Origin of the sequence: Saccharobesus litoralis (assembly GCF_003063625.1) — a bacterium.
GTDB classification, from domain to species: Bacteria; Pseudomonadota; Gammaproteobacteria; order Enterobacterales; family Alteromonadaceae; genus Saccharobesus; species Saccharobesus litoralis.
In genome coordinates this window covers 1,926,550-1,947,236 of record NZ_CP026604.1, presented here as the reverse complement: position 1 = coordinate 1,947,236, position 20,687 = coordinate 1,926,550, and the positions used below count along the sequence as shown (strand labels likewise).

General features: G+C 39.5%; 16 protein-coding genes. 8 read left to right on the top strand and 8 right to left on the bottom strand.

Annotated elements, in window-relative coordinates; genetic code table 11:
- The first annotated feature begins 185 nt into the window (after positions 1–185).
- The 5 genes from C2869_RS06865 to C2869_RS06850 all read left to right on the top strand — a co-directional run bounded on the left by C2869_RS06865 (position 186) and on the right by C2869_RS06850 (position 3,631).
- Complete coding sequence (locus tag C2869_RS06865; RefSeq protein WP_108602246.1) at positions 186–731, top strand: hypothetical protein; 546 nt, start codon at positions 186–188, stop codon at positions 729–731.
- A gap of 172 nt (positions 732–903) precedes the next feature.
- On the top strand, positions 904–2,142 hold the full coding sequence (locus C2869_RS06860) for a DDE-type integrase/transposase/recombinase (protein WP_108602245.1): 1,239 nt from the start codon (positions 904–906) through the stop codon (positions 2,140–2,142).
- Positions 2,139–2,945, top strand: coding sequence for an ExeA family protein (locus C2869_RS06855; RefSeq protein ID WP_108602244.1), 807 nt, complete (start codon positions 2,139–2,141; stop codon positions 2,943–2,945). The genes C2869_RS06860 and C2869_RS06855 overlap by 4 nt, the downstream gene beginning before the upstream one ends.
- On the top strand, positions 2,942–3,115 hold the full coding sequence (locus tag C2869_RS22465) for a hypothetical protein (RefSeq protein ID WP_159084074.1): 174 nt from the start codon (positions 2,942–2,944) through the stop codon (positions 3,113–3,115). Before C2869_RS06855 ends, C2869_RS22465 begins: the two co-directional genes overlap by 4 nt.
- 327 nt (positions 3,116–3,442) lie before the next feature.
- On the top strand, positions 3,443–3,631 hold the full coding sequence (locus tag C2869_RS06850; protein ID WP_108602243.1) for a hypothetical protein: 189 nt from the start codon (positions 3,443–3,445) through the stop codon (positions 3,629–3,631).
- 106 nt (positions 3,632–3,737) lie between these two features.
- Here the strand turns inward: C2869_RS06850 and C2869_RS06845 are convergent, their stop codons facing one another.
- The 8 genes from C2869_RS06845 to C2869_RS06810 all read right to left on the bottom strand — a co-directional run bounded on the left by C2869_RS06845 (position 3,738) and on the right by C2869_RS06810 (position 16,930).
- Entirely contained in the window at positions 3,738–4,226 is a 489-nt protein-coding gene (locus C2869_RS06845; protein WP_159084073.1) for a hypothetical protein, read from the bottom strand.
- Between the two features lie 22 nt (positions 4,227–4,248).
- Positions 4,249–9,570, bottom strand: coding sequence for an RHS repeat domain-containing protein (locus C2869_RS22810; RefSeq protein WP_108602241.1), 5,322 nt, complete (start codon positions 9,568–9,570; stop codon positions 4,249–4,251).
- Positions 9,567–10,136: a hypothetical protein gene (locus C2869_RS06835; protein WP_159084072.1), complete on the bottom strand. Its 570-nt coding sequence runs from the start codon at positions 10,134–10,136 to the stop codon at positions 9,567–9,569. The genes C2869_RS22810 and C2869_RS06835 overlap by 4 nt, the downstream gene beginning before the upstream one ends.
- Before the next feature lie 172 nt (positions 10,137–10,308).
- The gene (locus C2869_RS06830; RefSeq protein WP_108602239.1) at positions 10,309–10,902 is read right to left on the bottom strand and encodes a hypothetical protein; all 594 of its coding nucleotides are present in this window, start codon (positions 10,900–10,902) and stop codon (positions 10,309–10,311) included.
- Positions 10,903–10,935: 33 nt separating this feature from the next.
- Positions 10,936–12,102, bottom strand: a complete 1,167-nt coding sequence (locus C2869_RS06825) for a hypothetical protein (protein WP_159084071.1) — start codon at positions 12,100–12,102, stop codon at positions 10,936–10,938.
- A gap of 154 nt (positions 12,103–12,256) precedes the next feature.
- Positions 12,257–14,863, bottom strand: coding sequence for a heparinase II/III domain-containing protein (locus tag C2869_RS06820; RefSeq protein ID WP_108602237.1), 2,607 nt, complete (start codon positions 14,861–14,863; stop codon positions 12,257–12,259).
- A gap of 464 nt (positions 14,864–15,327) precedes the next feature.
- On the bottom strand, positions 15,328–16,515 hold the full coding sequence (locus tag C2869_RS06815; RefSeq protein WP_228710819.1) for a M56 family metallopeptidase: 1,188 nt from the start codon (positions 16,513–16,515) through the stop codon (positions 15,328–15,330).
- Positions 16,516–16,555: 40 nt separating this feature from the next.
- A complete protein-coding gene (locus C2869_RS06810) occupies positions 16,556–16,930 on the bottom strand; it encodes a BlaI/MecI/CopY family transcriptional regulator (RefSeq protein WP_108602235.1) in 375 nt (124 codons plus the stop codon).
- Positions 16,931–17,420: 490 nt separating this feature from the next.
- Here C2869_RS06810 and C2869_RS06805 point away from each other — a divergent pair, with 490 nt between their 5' ends.
- The 3 genes from C2869_RS06805 to C2869_RS06790 all read left to right on the top strand — a co-directional run bounded on the left by C2869_RS06805 (position 17,421) and on the right by C2869_RS06790 (position 20,673).
- Entirely contained in the window at positions 17,421–18,563 is a 1,143-nt protein-coding gene (locus C2869_RS06805; RefSeq protein ID WP_108602234.1) for an XRE family transcriptional regulator, read from the top strand.
- Positions 18,560–19,054, top strand: coding sequence for a DUF4411 family protein (locus C2869_RS06800; RefSeq protein ID WP_108602233.1), 495 nt, complete (start codon positions 18,560–18,562; stop codon positions 19,052–19,054). The genes C2869_RS06805 and C2869_RS06800 overlap by 4 nt, the downstream gene beginning before the upstream one ends.
- A 428-nt stretch (positions 19,055–19,482) precedes the next feature.
- Positions 19,483–20,673: a sugar efflux transporter gene (locus C2869_RS06790; RefSeq protein ID WP_108602232.1), complete on the top strand. Its 1,191-nt coding sequence runs from the start codon at positions 19,483–19,485 to the stop codon at positions 20,671–20,673.
- Positions 20,674–20,687 lie beyond the last annotated feature (14 nt).

The window sequence follows — 20,687 nt, the reverse complement described above, 5'->3', positions numbered from 1 at the left end:
TGGTAAAAACGTCATAACCTTGCTGTTAATTCCCACAATCAGATCAACCCATCATTGACTTACCAACCAAACTGCAAACAACGGATAACTCATTGTTATAACGTGTAATTTGGCAGTGAGGATTTTTATTCACTCTACTCAATATTTTTCTTGAGTCACGTCGAGATTTTTTGTTTGATGCTGGCATGCAAACATTCTTTCAATCCTTATCTGATATTGAGCGTTATCTTGAGCCTTGTCATCGTTATTATTCATTGACCTGTCAACATTGTGGTTTAGGTGGGCATTTAATTAGCCATGGCTTTATTTACAAACAGCTGTCTATGCATGAGCGTAAAACCATTGGCAAGCGGGTCGTTTGTTCTAATCGTTACGGTCATTCCGGTTGTGGCCGTACCACCCAGTTAGTCTTGGCTGAATGTGTACCTAATCGCCAATATAGCGCTTGGCAATTAAGTGTGTTTATTGTGTTGTTACTGACGAATGTCGCTGTGGTTAAAGCTTATCAGCAAGCCACTAAACAGGTGAGTACCCGTCAGGCTTGGCGTTGGGTAGCCGCTTTAAAACGTAATATCATGCAGTATCGATTAAGGCTTAAGTCACCCGTTTCTGTTACCTCTTCTTGGCGTTGTACTCATCCTGTTTTTGCTACCCTTTGTGCACTTGTGGATGATTTAACAGCACCCGTCTGTCTGGCGTTTCAATTATCCGCACAAACCGCCTTTATCTAACCTATTGATGGGGATATCAGGATTTATTACGGCTTTTTCATCATTCAATTTACCACTTTATCTTCGTCATTGAGTTATTTCGTTGAGGGAGTTATTCACCCCACATAAGAAGTCAGTCGGCTCCCGCCTTGGTTTTCGCTACCCTCAGGTAAAACACAAGGAGAACCACTGAATGAAGATGAAAGCTAACAAGCCCCCATTAGAAATTAGACTGCAAGTGCTAAGTGCGGTTGATTATGCGCCTGGTAACAGTATTCGTGAGCGTATTAAGTCTGTTGCAACGCGCACCTTTGTTGATAAGCAAACCAATGTGGAGTATCAGTTTACTTGGCGCACCATTAGCACTTGGCATTATCGATTTAAGCGCAATGGTGTGACGACCTTGGATAATAAAACGCGTCGCGATAAGAACAGTTACCGTAAGGTGCAACCTAATGAGTTGGCCGAGGGTATTCATGAGGTATTGCCGTATTTAGGCCGCAGTAAAAATGGCTCTGTGCCTAAAATGGCGTTGTATCGGCGTTTGTTAAGCTCGGGGTTATTTAAACGTTCGCAGCTGTCTCAAACTTCGTTTTACCGCATGGTTCGCAACCATGGCTTACTGGATAGTGAGCAGTGCCAGAAACTGCGTCAATCGTTCGCAATGCAGTTTGCTAATGAATTGTGGCAGGCCGATACCATGTATGGCCCTAGGGTTATCGATAGTGATGGCCATAAACGTAAAACCTTTTTAATCGCTTTCATTGATGATGCTTCAAGGTTGATTACCCATGCTGAGTTTTTCTATGCCGACAACACGGTCAATATGTGTGATGCCTTTCGCACCGCTTTGTTTAAGCGCGGCAAGCCCGAACGCTTATATTTTGATAATGGCAGTAATTACACCTCTAAAGAAATTCTACAAGCTTGTGTGCGCTTGGATATTCACCTGTCTCATGCCCCTATTCGCGATGGCGCGGCTAAAGGTAAAATCGAACGCTTTTTCCGACGTTTCCGTGACCAGTTCTTGGTGGATAATCCTGATATAACCACCCTTGATGAACTGAATGATAAGACCCATGATTGGGTAGAAGCCAGGTACAACAGTCAGTTTCACTCCGGTATTCAAATGACACCACTCGATAGGTTTAGCCTTGATTTAAACCGCATTCAATTTATGGCCGATGATGAGTTTACAGAAGAAGTCTTCTTTGTGGAGCAAGACCGTAAAGTCAGTAAAACGAATGTCTTTTCCATCAATAAACAACAGTTTGAATGCCCAGTCGATTTACGCGGTAAAACGGTACAGGTTAGATTTAATCGTTCCGCTCAAGATAAATTTATTGTCTATTATCAAGGCCAACGTATGGGGCAAGCCTCACACTTAGACTTACACGCCAATGCCATTAGACACTTGCGAGGTGATGTATGATTTCCAGTATCTTCGCTATCACGAAAGAGCCGTTTAATCGCTCAAACTTAGCGTTATTATCACAACAAAAACACATCAGCGATATCATTAAAATCCACGCCTCTCAAGGCGGGTTTTCCGTGATTATCGGTGAGCCGGGTGTCGGTAAAAGTGTATTGCGTGAGCATATTGAACACTGGCATAACGAGCGCGATACCACGGTCGTGGCCATTTCCAGAACCATGCACACGTACATCAATATCCTTAAACAATTGGCCTTATCGTTTAAAGTAGATGTGCCAACCAAAGACTTAGAAGCCGAGTTAATTAAAGCGGCCTATGAGCATATCCGCCAGCGTAAAACCTTGTATATCCTGATTGATGAAGCCCATTTACTCAATATTGAGGTGTTACGCAAACTGCGCTTGTTGTTTGAGAAGTTCCCCAAAAAGCACAACTTGGTGTTATTCGGCCAACCCGATTTATTACACTATCTATCACTTAACGTTAATGCCGATATTAAGTCGCGCATTACTTTTTCCCAAACCATCAAACCGCTGAATGATGATGACCTTGAGTGTTATATCATCAAAGAATTAGAAGCGGCTAAGATGGGCGTTAATACCTTCGATAGCGCCGCTATTGAGGTCATATTGCGCTCCAGCAATGGTAACTTACGCCTATGTCGTAACCTGTGTTATGCCAGCCTTATCGAAGCCTGTCGCGAAGCCAAAAAGATCGTCACTATCAGCCATGTTAATAATGTGCTTATCCAGCCCCATTGGCGCAGCCATGAAGACTTAATTAAGCAACAGGTGGCATGATGAAGATCATGCAAACCACCCAATATCTAAGTGCTGAAGACGCCGAGTCCATCATACAATTCCTAGACGATATTCGAGCCATGTTAGTCGCAAGTTATGGAGAAGAAATACGCCAATATCATCGCAGTCGTTTACAGTTGGAGGTAAATGAAGAACAGAAAGATGAATAGTTAAACCCAATATGCCAGATCGTCATAAAGCCAACGCCTGAGTTAAAACCTCGGGCGTTTTACGTTTGGTCATAGCAAAATTAAATTGGTATTCAGATGGCCAAAATCATCATATCTGACAGCAATTTGGTTGAATGTATGATGGAGGTTGGTAAAAACTATGATCAGGTTTGGAAAATCGTGCGATAAGAATTTGGCAAGACGAAAAAATCGGTCGATATTATCGTGGTAAAAACGTCATAACCTTGCCAAATCGTTCGATATTTAATTTGGCAAAAGCTATGACATTATTTAGGTAAACAACAATAGGTACTTAAAAAGATTGCAGTGACCTTACATGTCAGTATTGATTCATTGGTTTTTGAGCAAACCGAGCGTGGGCCTGATGATGAATTGAGATTACAATTTGAAGCCATCAGCCATTTTGATGCGGACGAGAAGAAGATCATTAAAGCATTACTTGAAGGCATGATCTTAAAGCATGAGACTAAACGGATCGCCCAGATCAGCAGCTAAGTCTTTAGCCGCTAATAAAAAGCCCAGCCAACAACGTTAACTGGGCTTTAAGTGATTGATTTTAAATAAGATCAAAGGGAAAGACCTGCCCCCCTATGTTCGCACCTTACAAGTTTAGTAAGCCTAAAACCTCTTTTGCCATAAGACTAGTTCCGACAAGAGACATTAAAATCTCTATTTTGCTGAATTTATTATCAAATTCCTTAATTCCTATTGCTGAATTAGCCTTTTGAAAACACATATTAATCAAGAGCAATGGAAAGAATGTAAAAAATGCAAGTAATCCCACTAACTTTCCAAATACACCTGAAAACACGAAAAAAAACAGCAGGAAACTTAGCAACACAGCTCTAACTATGATAAATGCTCCCCCCACTCTCAACAATGAAGCTTTAATTAACTTATATAAAAATAATGGATACAAAATAGATTTAACCAATAACATTGGCTCCCATTTATCTTTGTATAAGCCAAGTTTCATATAATTTTTATAAAAATAAAGCATGTTAAATAGCCCCATCGTAAAAAATGAAGCAATTACAACCTTTCTAAGACTGCACGTGTAAAAAGGGTTTTCTGGAACGTTATGATTCAAAATATTTGTACTCTAAGTTAAGTTACTCGAATAAGTTTTTTACATATTCATATGATTTAGCAATTACATCCGTGGTTTGTTCACCTCTAAATTCAACTCCAATACTAGCTGATAGACCCAATTTACCCTTACTTGGCTTATCAGATTTACCTCCAGTACCTCCATCTCCCTGGCTCAACTGAGTTGTTATTTCATCTTTAATTACTTTTTCAGACATAATATCTCCCCCATATGATTTATGAGCAACAGTTGCATCGGCAGATACAGCGATATCGTGTGTTGATTCACTTTTTGCAGGTTCATTCTCACTTTGCGATATACCAAAACTACCCCCAACACCAAGCCCAACACCTAGTCTAGGCCCAACGTTGTATCCGCCTCCAAGTTCTAAATTTTCAGTATCAAAGCTGACAGAAAACCCCGCTCTAACGCCAGCAATAAGCATTGCATCAACACCCACGCCAACGATTATTTTTTCTTCACCATTGGGGTCAGTATATTTAAAAGGATTATTGGCGACATATGAATATCGGTTAAAAGTATCAATTTCCCCTGTAAACCCAACAGGATCATTAGAGTAGAAACGACCTATGACTGGATCATAGTATCGTGCCTGCATATAGCTTAATCCCAAGTCGGTATCAAACTTATGCCCGGTATAGCCAGCTTCATCTTTTGGTGCTTCAATGGTTTCACCAAACGGCTTGTAGTGCATTCTCTCGACGCCATTGCCTGATGATAATGATGCGGAACCTTCAGCTAGGCTTTCTAGGCGAGATACCAACTTGTTACCAAGGTATATATAATCAATGTGTTTACCTTTAGTAAAGCGATACATCAATTTTCCACCTTGGCCATACATCGAGTATGAATCCCCTGCTTGGCTACTAGCAACCTTTACTCGTTTGCCAGCCTCATCATACAGATAGTCATTGGTAGTAGAACTATTGTATGCCTTTACCATTTGACCGCCTAGGTTATAGGTAAAGGTAAAACTTCCATCTGATGTAACATTGCCATGCTCATCGTAATCATAATCCTTTGCGTAACCATTAGAGACATAATCTAATTGGTTATTAGCATTGTAGTGGTAATCAATTGTTTGGTTACCAATTCGTTTCTGTACGATATTCCCGATAGAATCGTATTTAATTTCGCCAGTACCATTAAAGCTATCATCAATATATCTAAGTCTGTCAGCACCGTCATACCGTAACGATAAGTTATATCGTTGATCAACATAGTCTGTTAGCGTTTTTAGGTTGTTATGTACGTCGTAGGTTTGTGCAGTGTCGACAATCATTCCCAAACCATCGCTTGACTCAGTTTGTCTTTCTGACAACCCTTTTGAATTTAGGGTTACTTCAAATTGCACACCATTTCCGTAGTAATGGCTTTTTAACGCTCCATTTGGGTGATAAACAGCATCGTACGCAAAAAAGCCAGCAGTTATAGCCTGTCCCATAGAGTTATAGTCAAAGTAAACTTTTTCTCCGCTAGGATAGGTAACTCTTTTTACATTTTTGTGTTTGTCATAGAGGTAGCTTAACGCCAAGGCTTTGTCATCAATTGTTATTTTTTCTTCAGTTAACAGCTCATCTCGATAATCAAAGTTTCTAGTAACATCACCAAGGCTCACTTGGGTAACCATGTTATTTTGATTGTACTTATATACTTTGTCAGGTGTGTCATCAGGGTAATCAATTTGACTAACATTACCTCTCTCATCATAGGTGAAATCGATACTGTTTCCTGAAGAGGCTGCACTTTTACAACCATGCTCAGTTGTGTAATCTCCTCCTAGCTCTGCCCACGTAACATCTCCTAGAGCATTATGTCCATACCACTTGGTTCCTATCTCATTTCTAGACGTTTTACATAAATTCGGGCCATCATAACTTCTATACTCGGTTATCTTAGGACTTAATACTGTATCAGTTTCGTCATAATCGTAGCCAGCAGGGTCATGACTAATTATTTGAGGTTGTAAGAGGTGGGTAAACTCTTCGACTTCAATAGATGTCAAGCCCCAGCCTTCGCTATTGTATGTCGTTGAGAAAATAAGCACGTCTCTTGCTGGGCTTCCCAGCCCTAAATAATATGAAACAGTTGTACTGCCGTTTGGATGAATTACTTGAGAGGAGCTACCATAAATGTAATATATTGTTTCCAGATTAGTTTCAGAATCCGTAGTCTTTGTTAATTCGCCTACACCATTATAAGTACTACTTATTCCATTTGTTGAATTTGAAATATGACTTGGGCGTGACTTGAAAGTAACGAGTCCATTCGAGTTATATTCTGAGTTTATGTAAACAGCTGGGGTACTAGAAGTAGCATCCCACGTTTTACTTTGTATTGGACGTAGCATGGCGTCGTACAACACTTCTGCTCTAAAATCTCCTTTGGTGGTCGATTTTTTTAAAGCATAACCGAGTGAACTGCTTCCTTTAGAATATGAAATAGTAGTACTGGCTAAATTACTGTGTTTGTCTGGTTCATTGCCTGCTTCTGCAAAATCACAAGGGTTAATCAGAGATAACCTAAATGCGAAATCGTAATCAAATGTTGTACAGCCCTCAATTACTGAATTAATATCCGTCTGAGTTGTAAAATCGGTTATTTTGGTAATTTGACCAAAGTCATCTACTGCAGTGTGAAGATATGAAATAGGATTTTCAGCTGTGCCTGGTTGCTCAACCTTTCTTGCAATTCCATTTTTATAGTCAGTGTAGGTCAGTACTCGAGCTGGCGTTGCATTATATGTAACTTTTTTTAAGTTCCCGTCACTGTGATATTCATTATTGGTTTGTACTAACTTATCAAACTTGTAGACTTTATCTATAAGTGGAGAATTGTTTTTGTAGACATTTTTTAACGTTGTGCTTTTATTGCTCAATGTACCTATATTTACTTTTTCAATGAGGCCAATTACCCATTTATCTTTGAGGTGTTTGTATGTAGTTTCTTCTTCTTGAACCATACTCTCTTCTGAATTGCAGCCACCACATTCTAGTTTGTAAGAAAGATTAGAATACCTCTGAATTTTAGTGGGTAGTTGATAACTATAAGTGGATGAGATTGGATCATCATCATAGGCATATACAGTATTATATGTTGCACCTTGAATTATCTCTCTGTGGAATAACAAGGGCTTGTGCTGTGACGTGTCGATATTGATACTAGGCCTTGGCCATAAGCCTGGTCTTGTACCTATGTCATGATAAAGCCAATGCTCTCCTAGGCGAGTACTAACTCCATAGTGATTCTTTATAGTTTTTTGACTAAACCCATAATTATAAAGCGCGCCGTTCGTTTGAATAGTATAGCTCTCACTATCATTATACGGAGCTGCTATATCACTTCGCCCGTAGTAATCTACTTGTTCAACTTGCCCATAAAGTGCATTATGCTGGCGATTAACATGGAGCACGGTTAAGTTCCCATCTGGATCGATAATTGAGCGCCTTGTTGTAGGTTTAGCCAAGTCGTTGGTAAAACGCTTTACTCTATTGCCAACGGGAACCTTGCTTGCGTTAGGATCTTCCGGGGATGTGTCCTCAACAACCTCACGCCCAACAGAATTTTTGATAACCTCCCCTTCCTCATAACCATAGTACCAGGTCATTGGTGATAACCCAGGGCCTGTAACTACCTTTTTGCCTACCGGCACACTATATTTTACACTCGCATAAGGTCTATCACTGGAAGATGTCTTCGGTAGAATCCCGTCGCAGAGTTTATCGTCGCTGCTGAACTTTTTATGGGTCATTGCCGACATTGTAGTTGTTAAAATTCGCTTCTCGACCTCACCAAATGGCGAATTCGTACCTTTTTTTCTTGGCGTAAACGTCGCGGTCATGCCCGAAGGGTGAGTAATTTCTGCCAAGGAATAATCACCCCCGAGAGTGCTACAGGGACCCTCGAACACAATCATGCCAGTATCTTCGTCACCAAAGGTTGAAGGTTCATATCCATAAGCGGTCAACAAATCCCCCGAATACATCTTGTATATCCACTTTCTCTCAGCATTGGCTTCAGAGGGTAGGTAGACGCTATATCCGTCACCCTCCGGTTTATAGCGCCAGGTTTTGCCATGAGCCGTTATTGTTACCTCAGAGCTATTATAGGTCACATCAATTCGGCGGCCATCACTGGCGTATATACTGTCTAGCTTTCCGTCAACATAATCGTACTGAACAGTATTTCCATGAACATCTGTCACCTTAGTTGCAAATAACACCGCTTGAAATGTTGGTCCTTTACCCAGCCCAGTATATCCAGCCTCATCAACAGCCCTGAAATCAGGAGCGACCGCTGAAGTTTCGGTATAATACAATTCTTTAAATTCATAGACGTCGCCATTTGGGGCAATGCCTCTAAAACCTTGACCACCATCAGAAGCGGAATTATCCATGCATTCGAACTTCCAATTAGACTTTGTCACATAACTAGGTGAAACACTCCCGTAGTCGATATCATCCATTGGATACATCAACTGTTCACCCCAGTTGCCGGTTACATTTAAGGTAACACCTTGAAAAAAGTCCCCCGCATGATGCTCAAGGTCAACTGGACGGATTTGTTCGAGCCCTGACTCCGCGTAGCGTAAATTAGAGCTGGTTTTAAAAGTCTTTAAAAGGAGATTTGAACAACGATCTTTTGGCCAACCTAATTTTTGCCCCGTAACATAATTATTTCCATCGTAGACTCCCAAAGTCGGCATATAGTTAGGCCTAAAAACTCTGGTTGTCAGATGTGGTAACTCGAGTGTAAAGGGGCCTATGTTAGGTACATTTGGCCCTTTATAATTAGGGTCATCTGTTCCATTTGCGTGAATATCATCTTTTCGTCGAGTAATTTCTACAGGTAAATGGCTGTTTCCTGGGATAGAAATGTCTGTAACACGTATCGACAACTCACCCGTTAACGGGTTAATAGTGTCTCCAAATACATCTGCGCTAAGAGGAGAAACCTGTTTAGATTGAAAGTGTTTTGAATCTATATGGTTTGCTGCATAGCCAGGGATGTAGTCGATATCATTGAAGTAGATACCTTTAGGTAAGCCTTTGGCTGTTGTAGGGGATTTATTTTGTTTAGTCCTTTTTTCAGAAGCCCCTTTGTCAGCAGCTAGCTCAAGATTGGCTCCTGTCTTTGCGACCATGCTTTCTTTATCTTCAACCTTGCTAATCTCTGGTAACTCAGTAGCGGACATAGGTGTTACAGCTGAATTTTCTTCCACTGGGTTCAAGGTGATGTTTTTAGCATTAACATTCAGAGCTATAAAACTACTCGCTACAACAATAGCCTTTAGTATTAGTTTGGTTTTAATTATTCCGTTCATAGTAAATACTCCTTGCGAATATGGTAAAACTCTGCTTGATTTCTGGCTGTATCAATTTCTTTTTGTGTTAATAACAAATGTTGTTGCTCTGGTTTCACTGTTGATATACCTAATCCTTGCATTAAATATCTAGCGCCTAAATAATTGTGTGACAAACCCAAGTGGTGTCCAATCTCATGGGCAAGGCTTGCGGCATTTAACGATTGGGATGATTTAGATGTTAACGGCCATATAACTAGCGGGGATTCAAAATTGATGAATATCCCACCACTTCGGTTAAATATTTGGCCAACTACACATACGTTGATTTCTGATTGTTGATAGAGCTGTGTTTCGCAACTATCTCTAGTTAATAGGCTCATTTCTTTTTGATAAGAAATACCCTTATATTTAGTCTTGCGATAAGAAAGGAAATGCTCTGCACCTATCGCATTAATAGCCTCAAACCCACTCAAAATATATTCTATTTTTGCCTGTTGCCAAATTGAGTTAACTTGAGCCAAAACATCTCTCATTTCTTGTTCAGAAATATTTGCATCTAGCTCATGGCTTTTATCTGATTTCAATACAAACACATTGACAGGTAGTTTAAGCAAAACCATGCCCTGGCTGGGTTCAGTTGAATAAAATACTGTTTGTGTGTTACTAGATGAACAAGATAAGCAACCTGTTATTAGTAGAGAAATTAGAACATGCGCTTTATATCGAAGACTCATGGAAATTTGTGTACTTTGGTTGTTAATGTGATTCGGCAATCGGACTACCCAGCATATCAGTGTGTATGTAAACTACTTTCCGGCCAAAATACACGTTCACGTTAACCGTATTATTGTCGTAGTCCCACTCACCATAATTGGCTTCATAGCCCTCAGTAGTGTCCGTACCTATTATTTCTGCCCCTAAACCAATACTATATGAACCAACTGGGTAGTCGGTAAATTGGTAGCTGGTAGCAGTACAGTCGTTGGTAAATTTAGTGTCGAATATTCTTGACTCATCACCGTCCTTATATATTTCTAACCAGATATACTGGCATTCCTCAATATAGCTACCATGATCTATTATTGGAGTGACTAGGTCCCAAGTAATGGTAAAGTTACCATTTGTACTTACACTCGGGCTCGCCGAAATATTAGTGGGGTATATAAACCCCGACTGTTGCTGGCCACTTTCGCCTTGGGGCGGATCATAATAGCCACCATCACTAGGATCTTCAGAAGGCGGTGGATCAGAATAGACATCACAGTTATTAGCCACTCCCTGTACACTAGTGAGGCTACTGAAAAGAAATGCTGATGTAGCCAGTTTTTTTACAAAGTTTATATTGGCCATTGTTTGTACCTTTTAGTTATTAACTATATTCCATTAGGGGTTTATAAGTTGAGTGAATAATTCTGAGTTACGATAACCACCAGGATAAAATTCAGATAAAGCTCTATGTAAGTTAGTTTGCTTTCTCGAAATTACCCTATCAAATGCTGGGTTAATTTCTACAGAGAGAGAGATGGTTGATGCTGTAAAAGAGCCATCATTACCTCTTAGAGGAGAGAAACGAGAGTTTAACAGTGTACTTTCAACAAAATTAAAGGTTGCTCTGGCATTACTTGTCACTGGCTGTTGTAAGACCGCATTTTTAACATACCCCATTTTATCAATCGTCAATTCCAACTCGATTTGCTGTGTATTAAGTTGGTTTATATCGATATATTCAGCTACGACAAGATCAGGCTGATACACTATTGTTGGCTGGGCATCAGCAAGTTGTAACCAGTATAAGTTAGCGCTAAATAAGTCTTTTTTTCTCAACGCCAAATGATAAAGGTAGTCTATTGCTAACATCTTGTATGATTCATAGCCGTCACCCCTATCTTCAGCATTAATGACTTGTTTCAGAAAGTTTTCAGCGCGATTGAAACGATGTTTAATCATTTCCTCTCTACCAAGATAAAAATATGCTTTGACTGGTTCATCTAAAGGATATTGTGGATTACTGACGATCGTTTGTAACGTCTTGTTTGGCACTTTGTATGTACCAATTAAGGTATGATAAGTTGCGCTTTTTATATACCGAGATCTTGTATCTTTAGAGCGAAAATCGTCTGAAACGGCTGGGTTTCTCCGAGAAGACATTGGTAGTTCGTATATAAACAACGCGATACTTTCTTTGACCTGCTGACGCTGGTGGGGAGTTAAGTTTTCGTTCGCATGTTTAATAAGCGGGTTAAAGTGAGAAAAGCTAGTTTGGCTACCACGTCTAATTGCATGTATTGATCTTGAGCCAAGCTTCTTAAGGAATCTCGCTTTATAATCGATTAGGAGCGCATCTTTTAGTAACTCAGATCCAAATTTCTCCTGCGCTTCTAAGGTGTTAATCACCTCGTTGCTTTGTGCAATAGCCTCGTCGAGATTTTTGTTTGAAAATGCTGATTCCGCTTGTGAAAGTTTGGAAGATATCTGCTGTTCGTTAAAAGCATTAGAGTGGTTTGTCATTTTAATCGACAAATTATCGTTGGCATTAGCTTTCATTGCCATACACACGCATAGCATGACGATAGTAAAGAAAGTAAGTTTTTGTGTTAACTGACCACTTATAAACATAGATTTGATTACTCTTTATTTTTTCCTATATACAGCTGGGCAAGTCACTAACAACCTGCGTTAGCGCCAATAGTTATATCGCTAAGCGCTAAAAGGTTTTATACCCTGCTGTGGCCCCTCTGTTGGGATAAAGCCTTTTGCCACCATAGCTAAGCTCGTACCCAGACCCCATATATAGCTCTCCCTTTTGGGTTTGATCGTCTACCGAGATAACGGCAAAGTGGCCTTTAAAGTAAATTTTCTCTTTATCGTTGCGGTAACTACTGTTAAGTTTTCGATTTAAAATCACATACTGAGTTAAGGTTGTAGCACCAGTATCAACTTTAATTTTTAAGCCATTAAAGCCGCGTTTATCCATTAGTCGTTCGACCGATTTCACCGCAAATCCAGCATTACCCGTTGTCGACTCATAAACAAAAACGAAAGGGTTTTGCCATGCATCGCCCTGTTTGCGGGCGATAAATGTAGGTAACGGTTTATCCTGATAAGGTAACGGCGCGCCTACTGACGGTGGTGCCATAACCGTAGTGAAATCTAACGCTATGTTACTGGGCGAAATAGCTCGCATATAAATAGGCTCGTCACCTAACTTAGATGCAGTGAAGGTAATTTCGTGCTGACGGGAAGACACTTGCGTTGATTTAACGTCTTTAAAGAAATGCCAACCAGGATGCCTATAGTGTTTATTTTGAACCCATGGCAAATCATCATTATTGAGATAACGACGATTATTGCTTTTTAGGCTAACCGGCTTTGCTTCGGACGTAACTGCAACATTTTCACCTATATTGTGATAAACGTAATCATGATATTGCATGCCATACGTGCCGAATTTTCTCTTCCTTGCTTTTGCTCTAAATATGTCTACGTAATACCCTTGTGTATCAGACACTTTTATTAAAGCTAGGGTTCTTTCATGTTCAGCCTGAGATACTAAATTAAATTTGTCCCAGAAAGACGAAATAGAAAACGAATGATTTGGCGACACGGCTGGTTGGTTGGGCAGAGGTTCCATTGCAACTTGCTGTACTTTTTTTATACCCAAGTTTACCCAACGTTTTTCAGATCCGGATGAGCCATTGCTGATCACGGTATTATGGGCAGCAAATAATCGGTAATAGTTTTCATGAGTATTAGTCTTGTATATTCCTTTACCACCATCGATACCCAAAACATGACCCTGCCCGTAGAGTTCCATGTCCATTCCAGAAGCGTGGCCATGAATATAGGATGCACCAGCGACGTAGGCCATTAAGCCGTTTTTAGTGGAGTCTTTGAAACTAGTGTTACGTTGGATAACCATTCCTGCATAGTCTAAAGCTGCGGTGCGTGGTCTTTGCGAGTTAATTGTGCGTGATGTTTTATTTGTTAGGCTAGCTTCGTTCCACAACAGTTGTAACGGCGTGGTATACACCCTACCACCGTAAAATCGTGGAGATAACTCACCGCGATCGTATAAATCTTTTTTTACGCTTGAGGCTAAGTATTCGTCATAATCATTGGTAAGCAGACTGTTTTTGTTTTTCCTTGCCACAGACAGTGACATTTCGAGTATTGGATAGTTTATCTCGTATTGTCTGTCTCCATCACCAATAAAGGGATAATCGTCATTCGGGAATTGTAGGTTGTAGTAGGATTTATAATTGCCGAGTAAATTAGGATACTTGTTAGCTAATTCAAGTGTCGAGTCATAGCGTTCAAGCAAGGCTAAAATGTATATAGACACTTCCCCTACTCGTTTTGAGTAGTTTAGTGATTCCGGCCAAATATCTCCTGCATTTTTATAATGACTTGCCAAAGTATTGAATGACATTTGATACTGGCTATCAGTGCTAAGATATTGTGTGATGTACTGTTTAGTTTGCTGCGGGTTATCTAGTGCTAACGCATTATGTAGCAAGCTTGGCGATTCAATAACAGACCAGTTACTTTTTTTATCGCCACGGTTAAGTGCTAGCCAAAGGTATGTTTTAAATACGTCTTGGGCATCAACAAAATCGAATGCAGTTAATTGATTACTAGTGTAATTATAAACTTTATTCTGTGCTGCTATGTATGGGTATATTAGATCATAGATGATGGGTAATTGCGCACCAATCCCCCTAGTTTCAAACAGATGGTTGTTTGGAAATAACCAACCAGCATTTCTTGTGGCCTTATTTGTCGGGGTGGTAATATCGACAGGCATATGTTTTAGCGCAAAAACAACATTATGTAATACATCCGCTGCACAGTTTCCGTATTTGTCTTCCTGCGTTAAATAATAAAGTACACCACAGTCTACGCCATCAAGAACCGTTTTAGATAAACGTTCCCATTGTTCTTCAGTACCGCCACCTTTTACCTGGAATCGAGGTAAAACAGAAATTTGCTTTTGGCTTAAAACAAATGGCAGTTGTTGAACTAGAGTTTTTCTTGCTTTGAGTGACTCAGAGGCGAGTGGGTCTACACGTTGTTTAAGCTCAGTGAATAGTGAACTAGCCCATGGTTGGGTATTTATTTTATCTAAAATTTTAGCTCTATCGGTATTTTTAACCCAGATGCTTGGGCGTTCTACAGCTGCCGATTTTCCGCTGGAGATACCAATCAACACAATACCAATCAAAATTTGATTAAGTGGTTGCTTTAAGAAGACCCTAACCAATTTAACCAGTTCAATTAATGAACTGTGTTTACCCAACGCATTCGAAAACATTATTATTAATTATTCCCTTATTAAAAAAATCGGATTTTATGATCATATAAAATCAATATCAATCAAAACAAATTCATAAAACCAAAAAATAAATCTAAATCAATCTTAAAATCACCTATTTTGATTAATTTTTGGTGTGTGGTGTAGAAAATTGAAAACTTGCAGCAGTTTAATATGCACAAGGATTAGGTTATATAGAGAAATAACTGGACACCCATTAGTTTTTAGGCGGCTTCAGTTTGGATCGATATATTTTCTTCAATATACATGGCAATAAATAAAACCACTGTAGATACTCACCAACTAAACAAATCACAAGACACCCATCTTATAAATTTTGGCTAATTATGTTTTGTAACTGTGGTTGGCGGTGCGTGTATGGGCGATGTGAGGAATGGAGGTTCCTAAATTGAAAAAGGCCGCAGCTGCGACCTTTTATTTATGTTTTATGTACCCGAACAAACTTAATTGGTCACTTTAAGTTGTTCAATTAAATTGTCGTGATGAGTGTTATCATTCATCGCAAAATCGAGTTGAACTAAATTATTCTTTACCAAGCGACCGGGGGCTGAATATTTCCATTGTTTTAACGCTGTTACGGCAGCCTTATCAAATACATAGGCGGGTTTTGCATTGACCACTTCAACATTTTGAACCGCACCGCTTGCCGTTACATCAAATTTAAGAACCACTGAACCTTCAGTCTTGTTTTGCGCCGCTTGCAGTGGATATTTAGGTTTAATACGTACTTCTGCCATTAGGTTATTTTTGTGGGCTATTTGGGCTCCTGCTTTATCGTGTTGATTTCCGGCATAGCTTAGCCCAGAGAGCATGGTAATAGTTGCAAACATGACAGTTGCTAATATCGATTTAGAGGCTTTCGTACTCGTTTTTACATTGTTAATACGTTCAAACATCATTTGTTTATCTCCATATTTTGTAAAGGATAGCTGAGCAAAAGCTAATGGCGGTGTCGACTGTGCCGTCACTAACAGTGCTTTACTATAGGTAATCCTGCTCTCTTTTGGTTTGCGCGCCACAACGAGTTGATCACAGGAGAGTTCTTGATCTTGGCGAAATCTAAAATACGATAGCCAAGCAAGGGGATGAAACCAGAATAACGTTAAGCAAGTTATCGCTACCAAGTTCCAATAAATGTCATTCCGATCAAAATGACAAATTTCGTGTTCAAGAATAAGTTTTTGTTGCTCTACACTGTAAAGCTCAAAAAAGTTTTCTGGAATAATAAGTTTTGGCTGAACCATACCGACAAGCATCGGGCTATATTCTTTTGAGTGCTGATATACACTTAACTTTTTAGGGAGAGTTACCGGCAATATTGATTTATCAACAGGTATGAGTTGTAACTGTTTATTAAATGTAAAATAGCTCAACAACCAATAGGCCGTTATTGCCACGGCAACACCCAGCCAAATATAGACAAACCAAGACATGGAAATACTTTGTTGAAATGATGTATCAGCATCCACCAAGTAACGTTTGATTTCAGTTATTTGCAATACGTTACTTTGTTGCCACGGCAGTGGTAAACAGTAAATTACCAGCCCTAAAGGTACGGTTAACCATAATAAGTAAGTGTTGATAGCGCCTAATGTGCGTATCAGCCATTTATGGCCAAGCAGCAATACCATCAGTAAAAATGTTAAGGGCAGTAATAACGAAATAAGGAAATCAATCATTGTCTTGCTCCCATTTTTCAATGAGTGCTTTTAATTCTTCAATATCTTCTTTTTTTAAATTATTCGTTTTTGCAAACCCTGCAACTAGCGGCGATACCCTTCCTCTGAATAGACGGTCAATAAAGCTCTGACTTTGCGTGGCCATATACGAATCTCGTTCAACTAACGGATAGTAAAGGTAAGAACGCCCTTGTTTTTCAAAGCCTATCGCTTCTTTTTTGACAAGACGATTTATCAGGGTTTTTACCGTTTTCTCGTGCCATGGTTTATTTTTATTTAGTTGCTCAATAATACTGTTTGCCGTAGCGGGGTAGTTAACCCATAAAGCTTCTAAAACTTCAAACTCGGTATTGGTAATTTCAGTCATCTTTATGTATTACAGGTGTAATCGATAAGTTTAAGATTACACCTGTAATCAAAGTTGTCAAGTGAATTACTGTTTAATAATGTTTGCTCTTGGTTGCCAAAATTTGTGTTGGGTTTAAACGGATAACTTGTAGCTTAGAAATAGGAATTTTATCCAGACACCCACCTTATAAACTTTGGTTAAACTTATAAGATGGGTGTCTTGTTAATTATATGCTCAACAGCTCCCACCGGAACATTTGAATAAAAACGACCTATGACTGGATCATAGTATCGTGCCTGGATATAAATTAGTACGAACTACGATCCCATAAAATTACAGCCAACAATTGAACAATGATGCCTCAAATCAATCTAACAAGTGATAAAGCAAAACAACTTTTATATAATATTAGATAGAACCTTAGTTCCAATACTAACTAAAATTTTTACAAACCTCTTTTATCTTAAATTCTTTATGATTAAGATGAGATAAAAGAAAAGGACTTTAGATGGCAACAGCATACGCACAAGTTAATCCAAATTTGATAAGGTGGGCACGAGAACGTGCCGACCTGTCTTTGGGTATGCTTGCCACAAAACTCCAAACTACTGAAGAAAAGGTAAGTGCTTGGGAAAACGGTGAAAAGCCTATTACCATGCGCAAAGCTATGGAACTAGCCGAAAAAACATATGTCCCCTTTGGTTATTTATTTCTTCGAGAGCAGCCTGAAGATAAGCTTCCAATTCCAGATTTGCGAACCGTTGATGGTGAACCTTTAAGAAAGCCAAGCGCTGAGTTATACAAGGTTGTGCAAAATACACTCACTAAACAAGCTTGGTATAAAGAATATTTGACCGACCAAGGAACTGAACCATTGAGTTTTGTCGGTCGCTTTAATATCAACTCTAGTGCAATTGATATTGTCAATGATATGAGAAATGAGCTTGGGGTTCCGCCTCACCCTACTAGGGGAAACTGGGAAGATTACCACAAAGATCTTATCAAAAAGATTGAGAATATTGGTGTACTTATAATGCGCCAAAGTAATTTGGGACATCACACAAAGCCTTTATTTGTTAATGAGTTTAGAGGTTTCGCCATTGCTGATGAAATCGCACCAGTGATCTTTATTAACTTAGCAGATGCTCCTGTTGCACGATTGTTCACTTTAATTCATGAATTAGCTCACATATGGATTGGACAAAGTGGCGTTTCTGACGGGTCTGATTCTACACATCGTAAAGAAGAAATTCTCTGCAATGCAGTAGCGGCAGAGTTTCTAGTCCCCGGAGAAGAGTTCAAGAGTTATTGGCAACAACTAGAAGACTGGAAAGATAATTTAGCGGGTTTAGAATCTCACTTCCATGTAAGTCAATGGGTTTTAGCGCGAAGAGCTTTAACGTTCAGGTTCATTTCTCAAAATGAATATCATCGCTTTATTCAATTTCTCAAAAAGCAATATGACGAAAGAGAGCGAAAAGGAACAGGCCCTAGCTATTATGTAACTCTAAAAAGTCAAACAAGCGAAAGGTTAGCGAGAGCAGTTTTGTCTGAAACACTAAGTGGTAAAGTTTTACTTAGGGATGCTGGGCAGCTACTTGGGATAAAGCCGGATAAAATTAATAAGTTTGCTAAGGGATATGATTTTTGAATTATTTAATGGACTCTAATACCTACATTCAAGCAAAAAACCTTTATTACGACATGAATTTTTGTCCCGCGTTTTGGGATTGGTTAGAGAAGCAGTTTCGGGCCGGACAAGTTATGAGCATAGACAATGTTTATCTCGAACTCACTGACTCTAATGATGAATTATCGAAGTGGGCTAAAGCCCACAAATCTCATTTCTTACCTGTGGCTGACAAAACCACTCAAGATATGTTTACTGAAATAGCTAACCATGTAGTTTCTCTTACAGATAAATCTCAAGCTGATATCGCAAACTTTTTAAGCAAAGCCGATCCTTGGATAATCGCAAAAGCTTCTACAACAGGTGCAACAATAGTGACCCATGAAGCATTAGTCCCCCCGAATAGTAAGAAAGTAAAAATCCCTAATATTTGCAAGCAATTTGGCGTTAGCTATATCAATACATTTGAATTGCTTAGAAAATTGAATGCTAAGTTTGTTATGGCAAACTAAAACACCCCACTACCACCTTTCAGCAGAAGTGTGAGTCGCTTCATAAACTTCAGACAACTTTTTACGACTTACGTGCGTATAGAGTAAGCATCTAAGCATATACACATTGAGAATTAACCAGAAGATAATTAACCAGACACCCATCTTATAAATTTTGTTTAAACAAACCTGACAAAATTGAAAAAACACCATGGTCATAACTTAAATATCGAGCCAAGCTATACCCTACTTCACCATTTAACTCACTTTTGTTTTGTTAACTCGTAAGGGTTTTTATCTGCGCTGAAAAAGTTAGGCATTGTTAATCCGCCATTATCACTGAATCCAACTATCAATTTACGCTGATTTACCGTACCCTTCCTCGCTTTTTATCGCGCTCGCTAAAACCCGTAAAAATTTGGCGTCTCAGAGCAAGTGTATTAGGTTTCATGTTGTTTATTTCCACATCTTCACAACCCCATCATTTATCAGCCAAGCAGTTTATTTTTCTTAGCTCGTTAACCGGTATGATTGGCTCATTTATCTATCCTCTGTTGAGTTATTTCTTAATTGATGAACTTAACAATCCGCCGATATATGTGGGTATTTATATGGTTAGTGTCACGCTGGCGGGGATCGTGATCAGTCAAACCTTGGGGAAATTAGCAGATAAAGGCGTTAGTGCCCGCAAAATGTACTTGTTAGCTAACAGCGGCATTGTATTGGCCTTGTTGATTTACATGAACACCCATTCGTTTTGGGTGGTACTGGCGGCAGGAATTTTTTGCATGGCGTTCGGCAATGCTAGCATTCCTCTTATGTTGACATTAGGTCGTCAATGGGCAAATAAACAAACCATAGATATTACTCAGTTTAATGCACAACTTAGAGCCGGTATTTCTTTTGCTTGGATGATGGGCCCTCCTTTGGGCTTTGCTCTGGTTGCCAGTATTGGTTTTGTTGGTGCGTTTAGTTCGGCTATTATGGTTGCTTTACTGAGCATGGCTTTTGTTTGGCTAAAGTTACCTGAGTTAAGTCAGCAAAAATCTAAACATAAAAACGAAGCGACAACACCTGCCCCGCTGCACTTTTGGTTTTTAGCCATCGCTGTTGTGGCGGGTTCCATGGGCAATAACATGTACTCGTCTTCATTAGCCTTATATACCATTAAAGAGCTGAGTTTACCTGAGTATACGCCGGGCATATTAATGGGCTTGGTAGCCGGGCTTGAAGTGCCGATCATGTTATGGGCCAATCGCTTATGCCAACGTTTTAGTAAAATAAACGTGATGCTAGTGGCGTTTGGTTTTGGCTTTGTTTTTTATGCTGGTATGTATGTGGCTACTGAGTTCTGGCAAATGCTGGCTCTACAATTTATTAATGCGGTGTTTTATGGGTTATTTGCGGGTGTGGGTTTAACTTTATTACAAGCGCAATTACCGAACCGCGTTGGGTTCACCTCAGCTGTGTATTCCAACGGTTTTAAAGTGGGTGTTATGTTGGGTTCAAGTGGCATGGGAGTTATCGCCCAATACTCAAGCTTTCGCTTAGCGTTGGTTGGCGCAATGCTTTCTTCGGTGCTCGGTTTATTGTTTCTGGTTTTGTATAACTGGCAGCAAAATAAGGCTATAGCTGATTAAGCGCATTGTGGGGT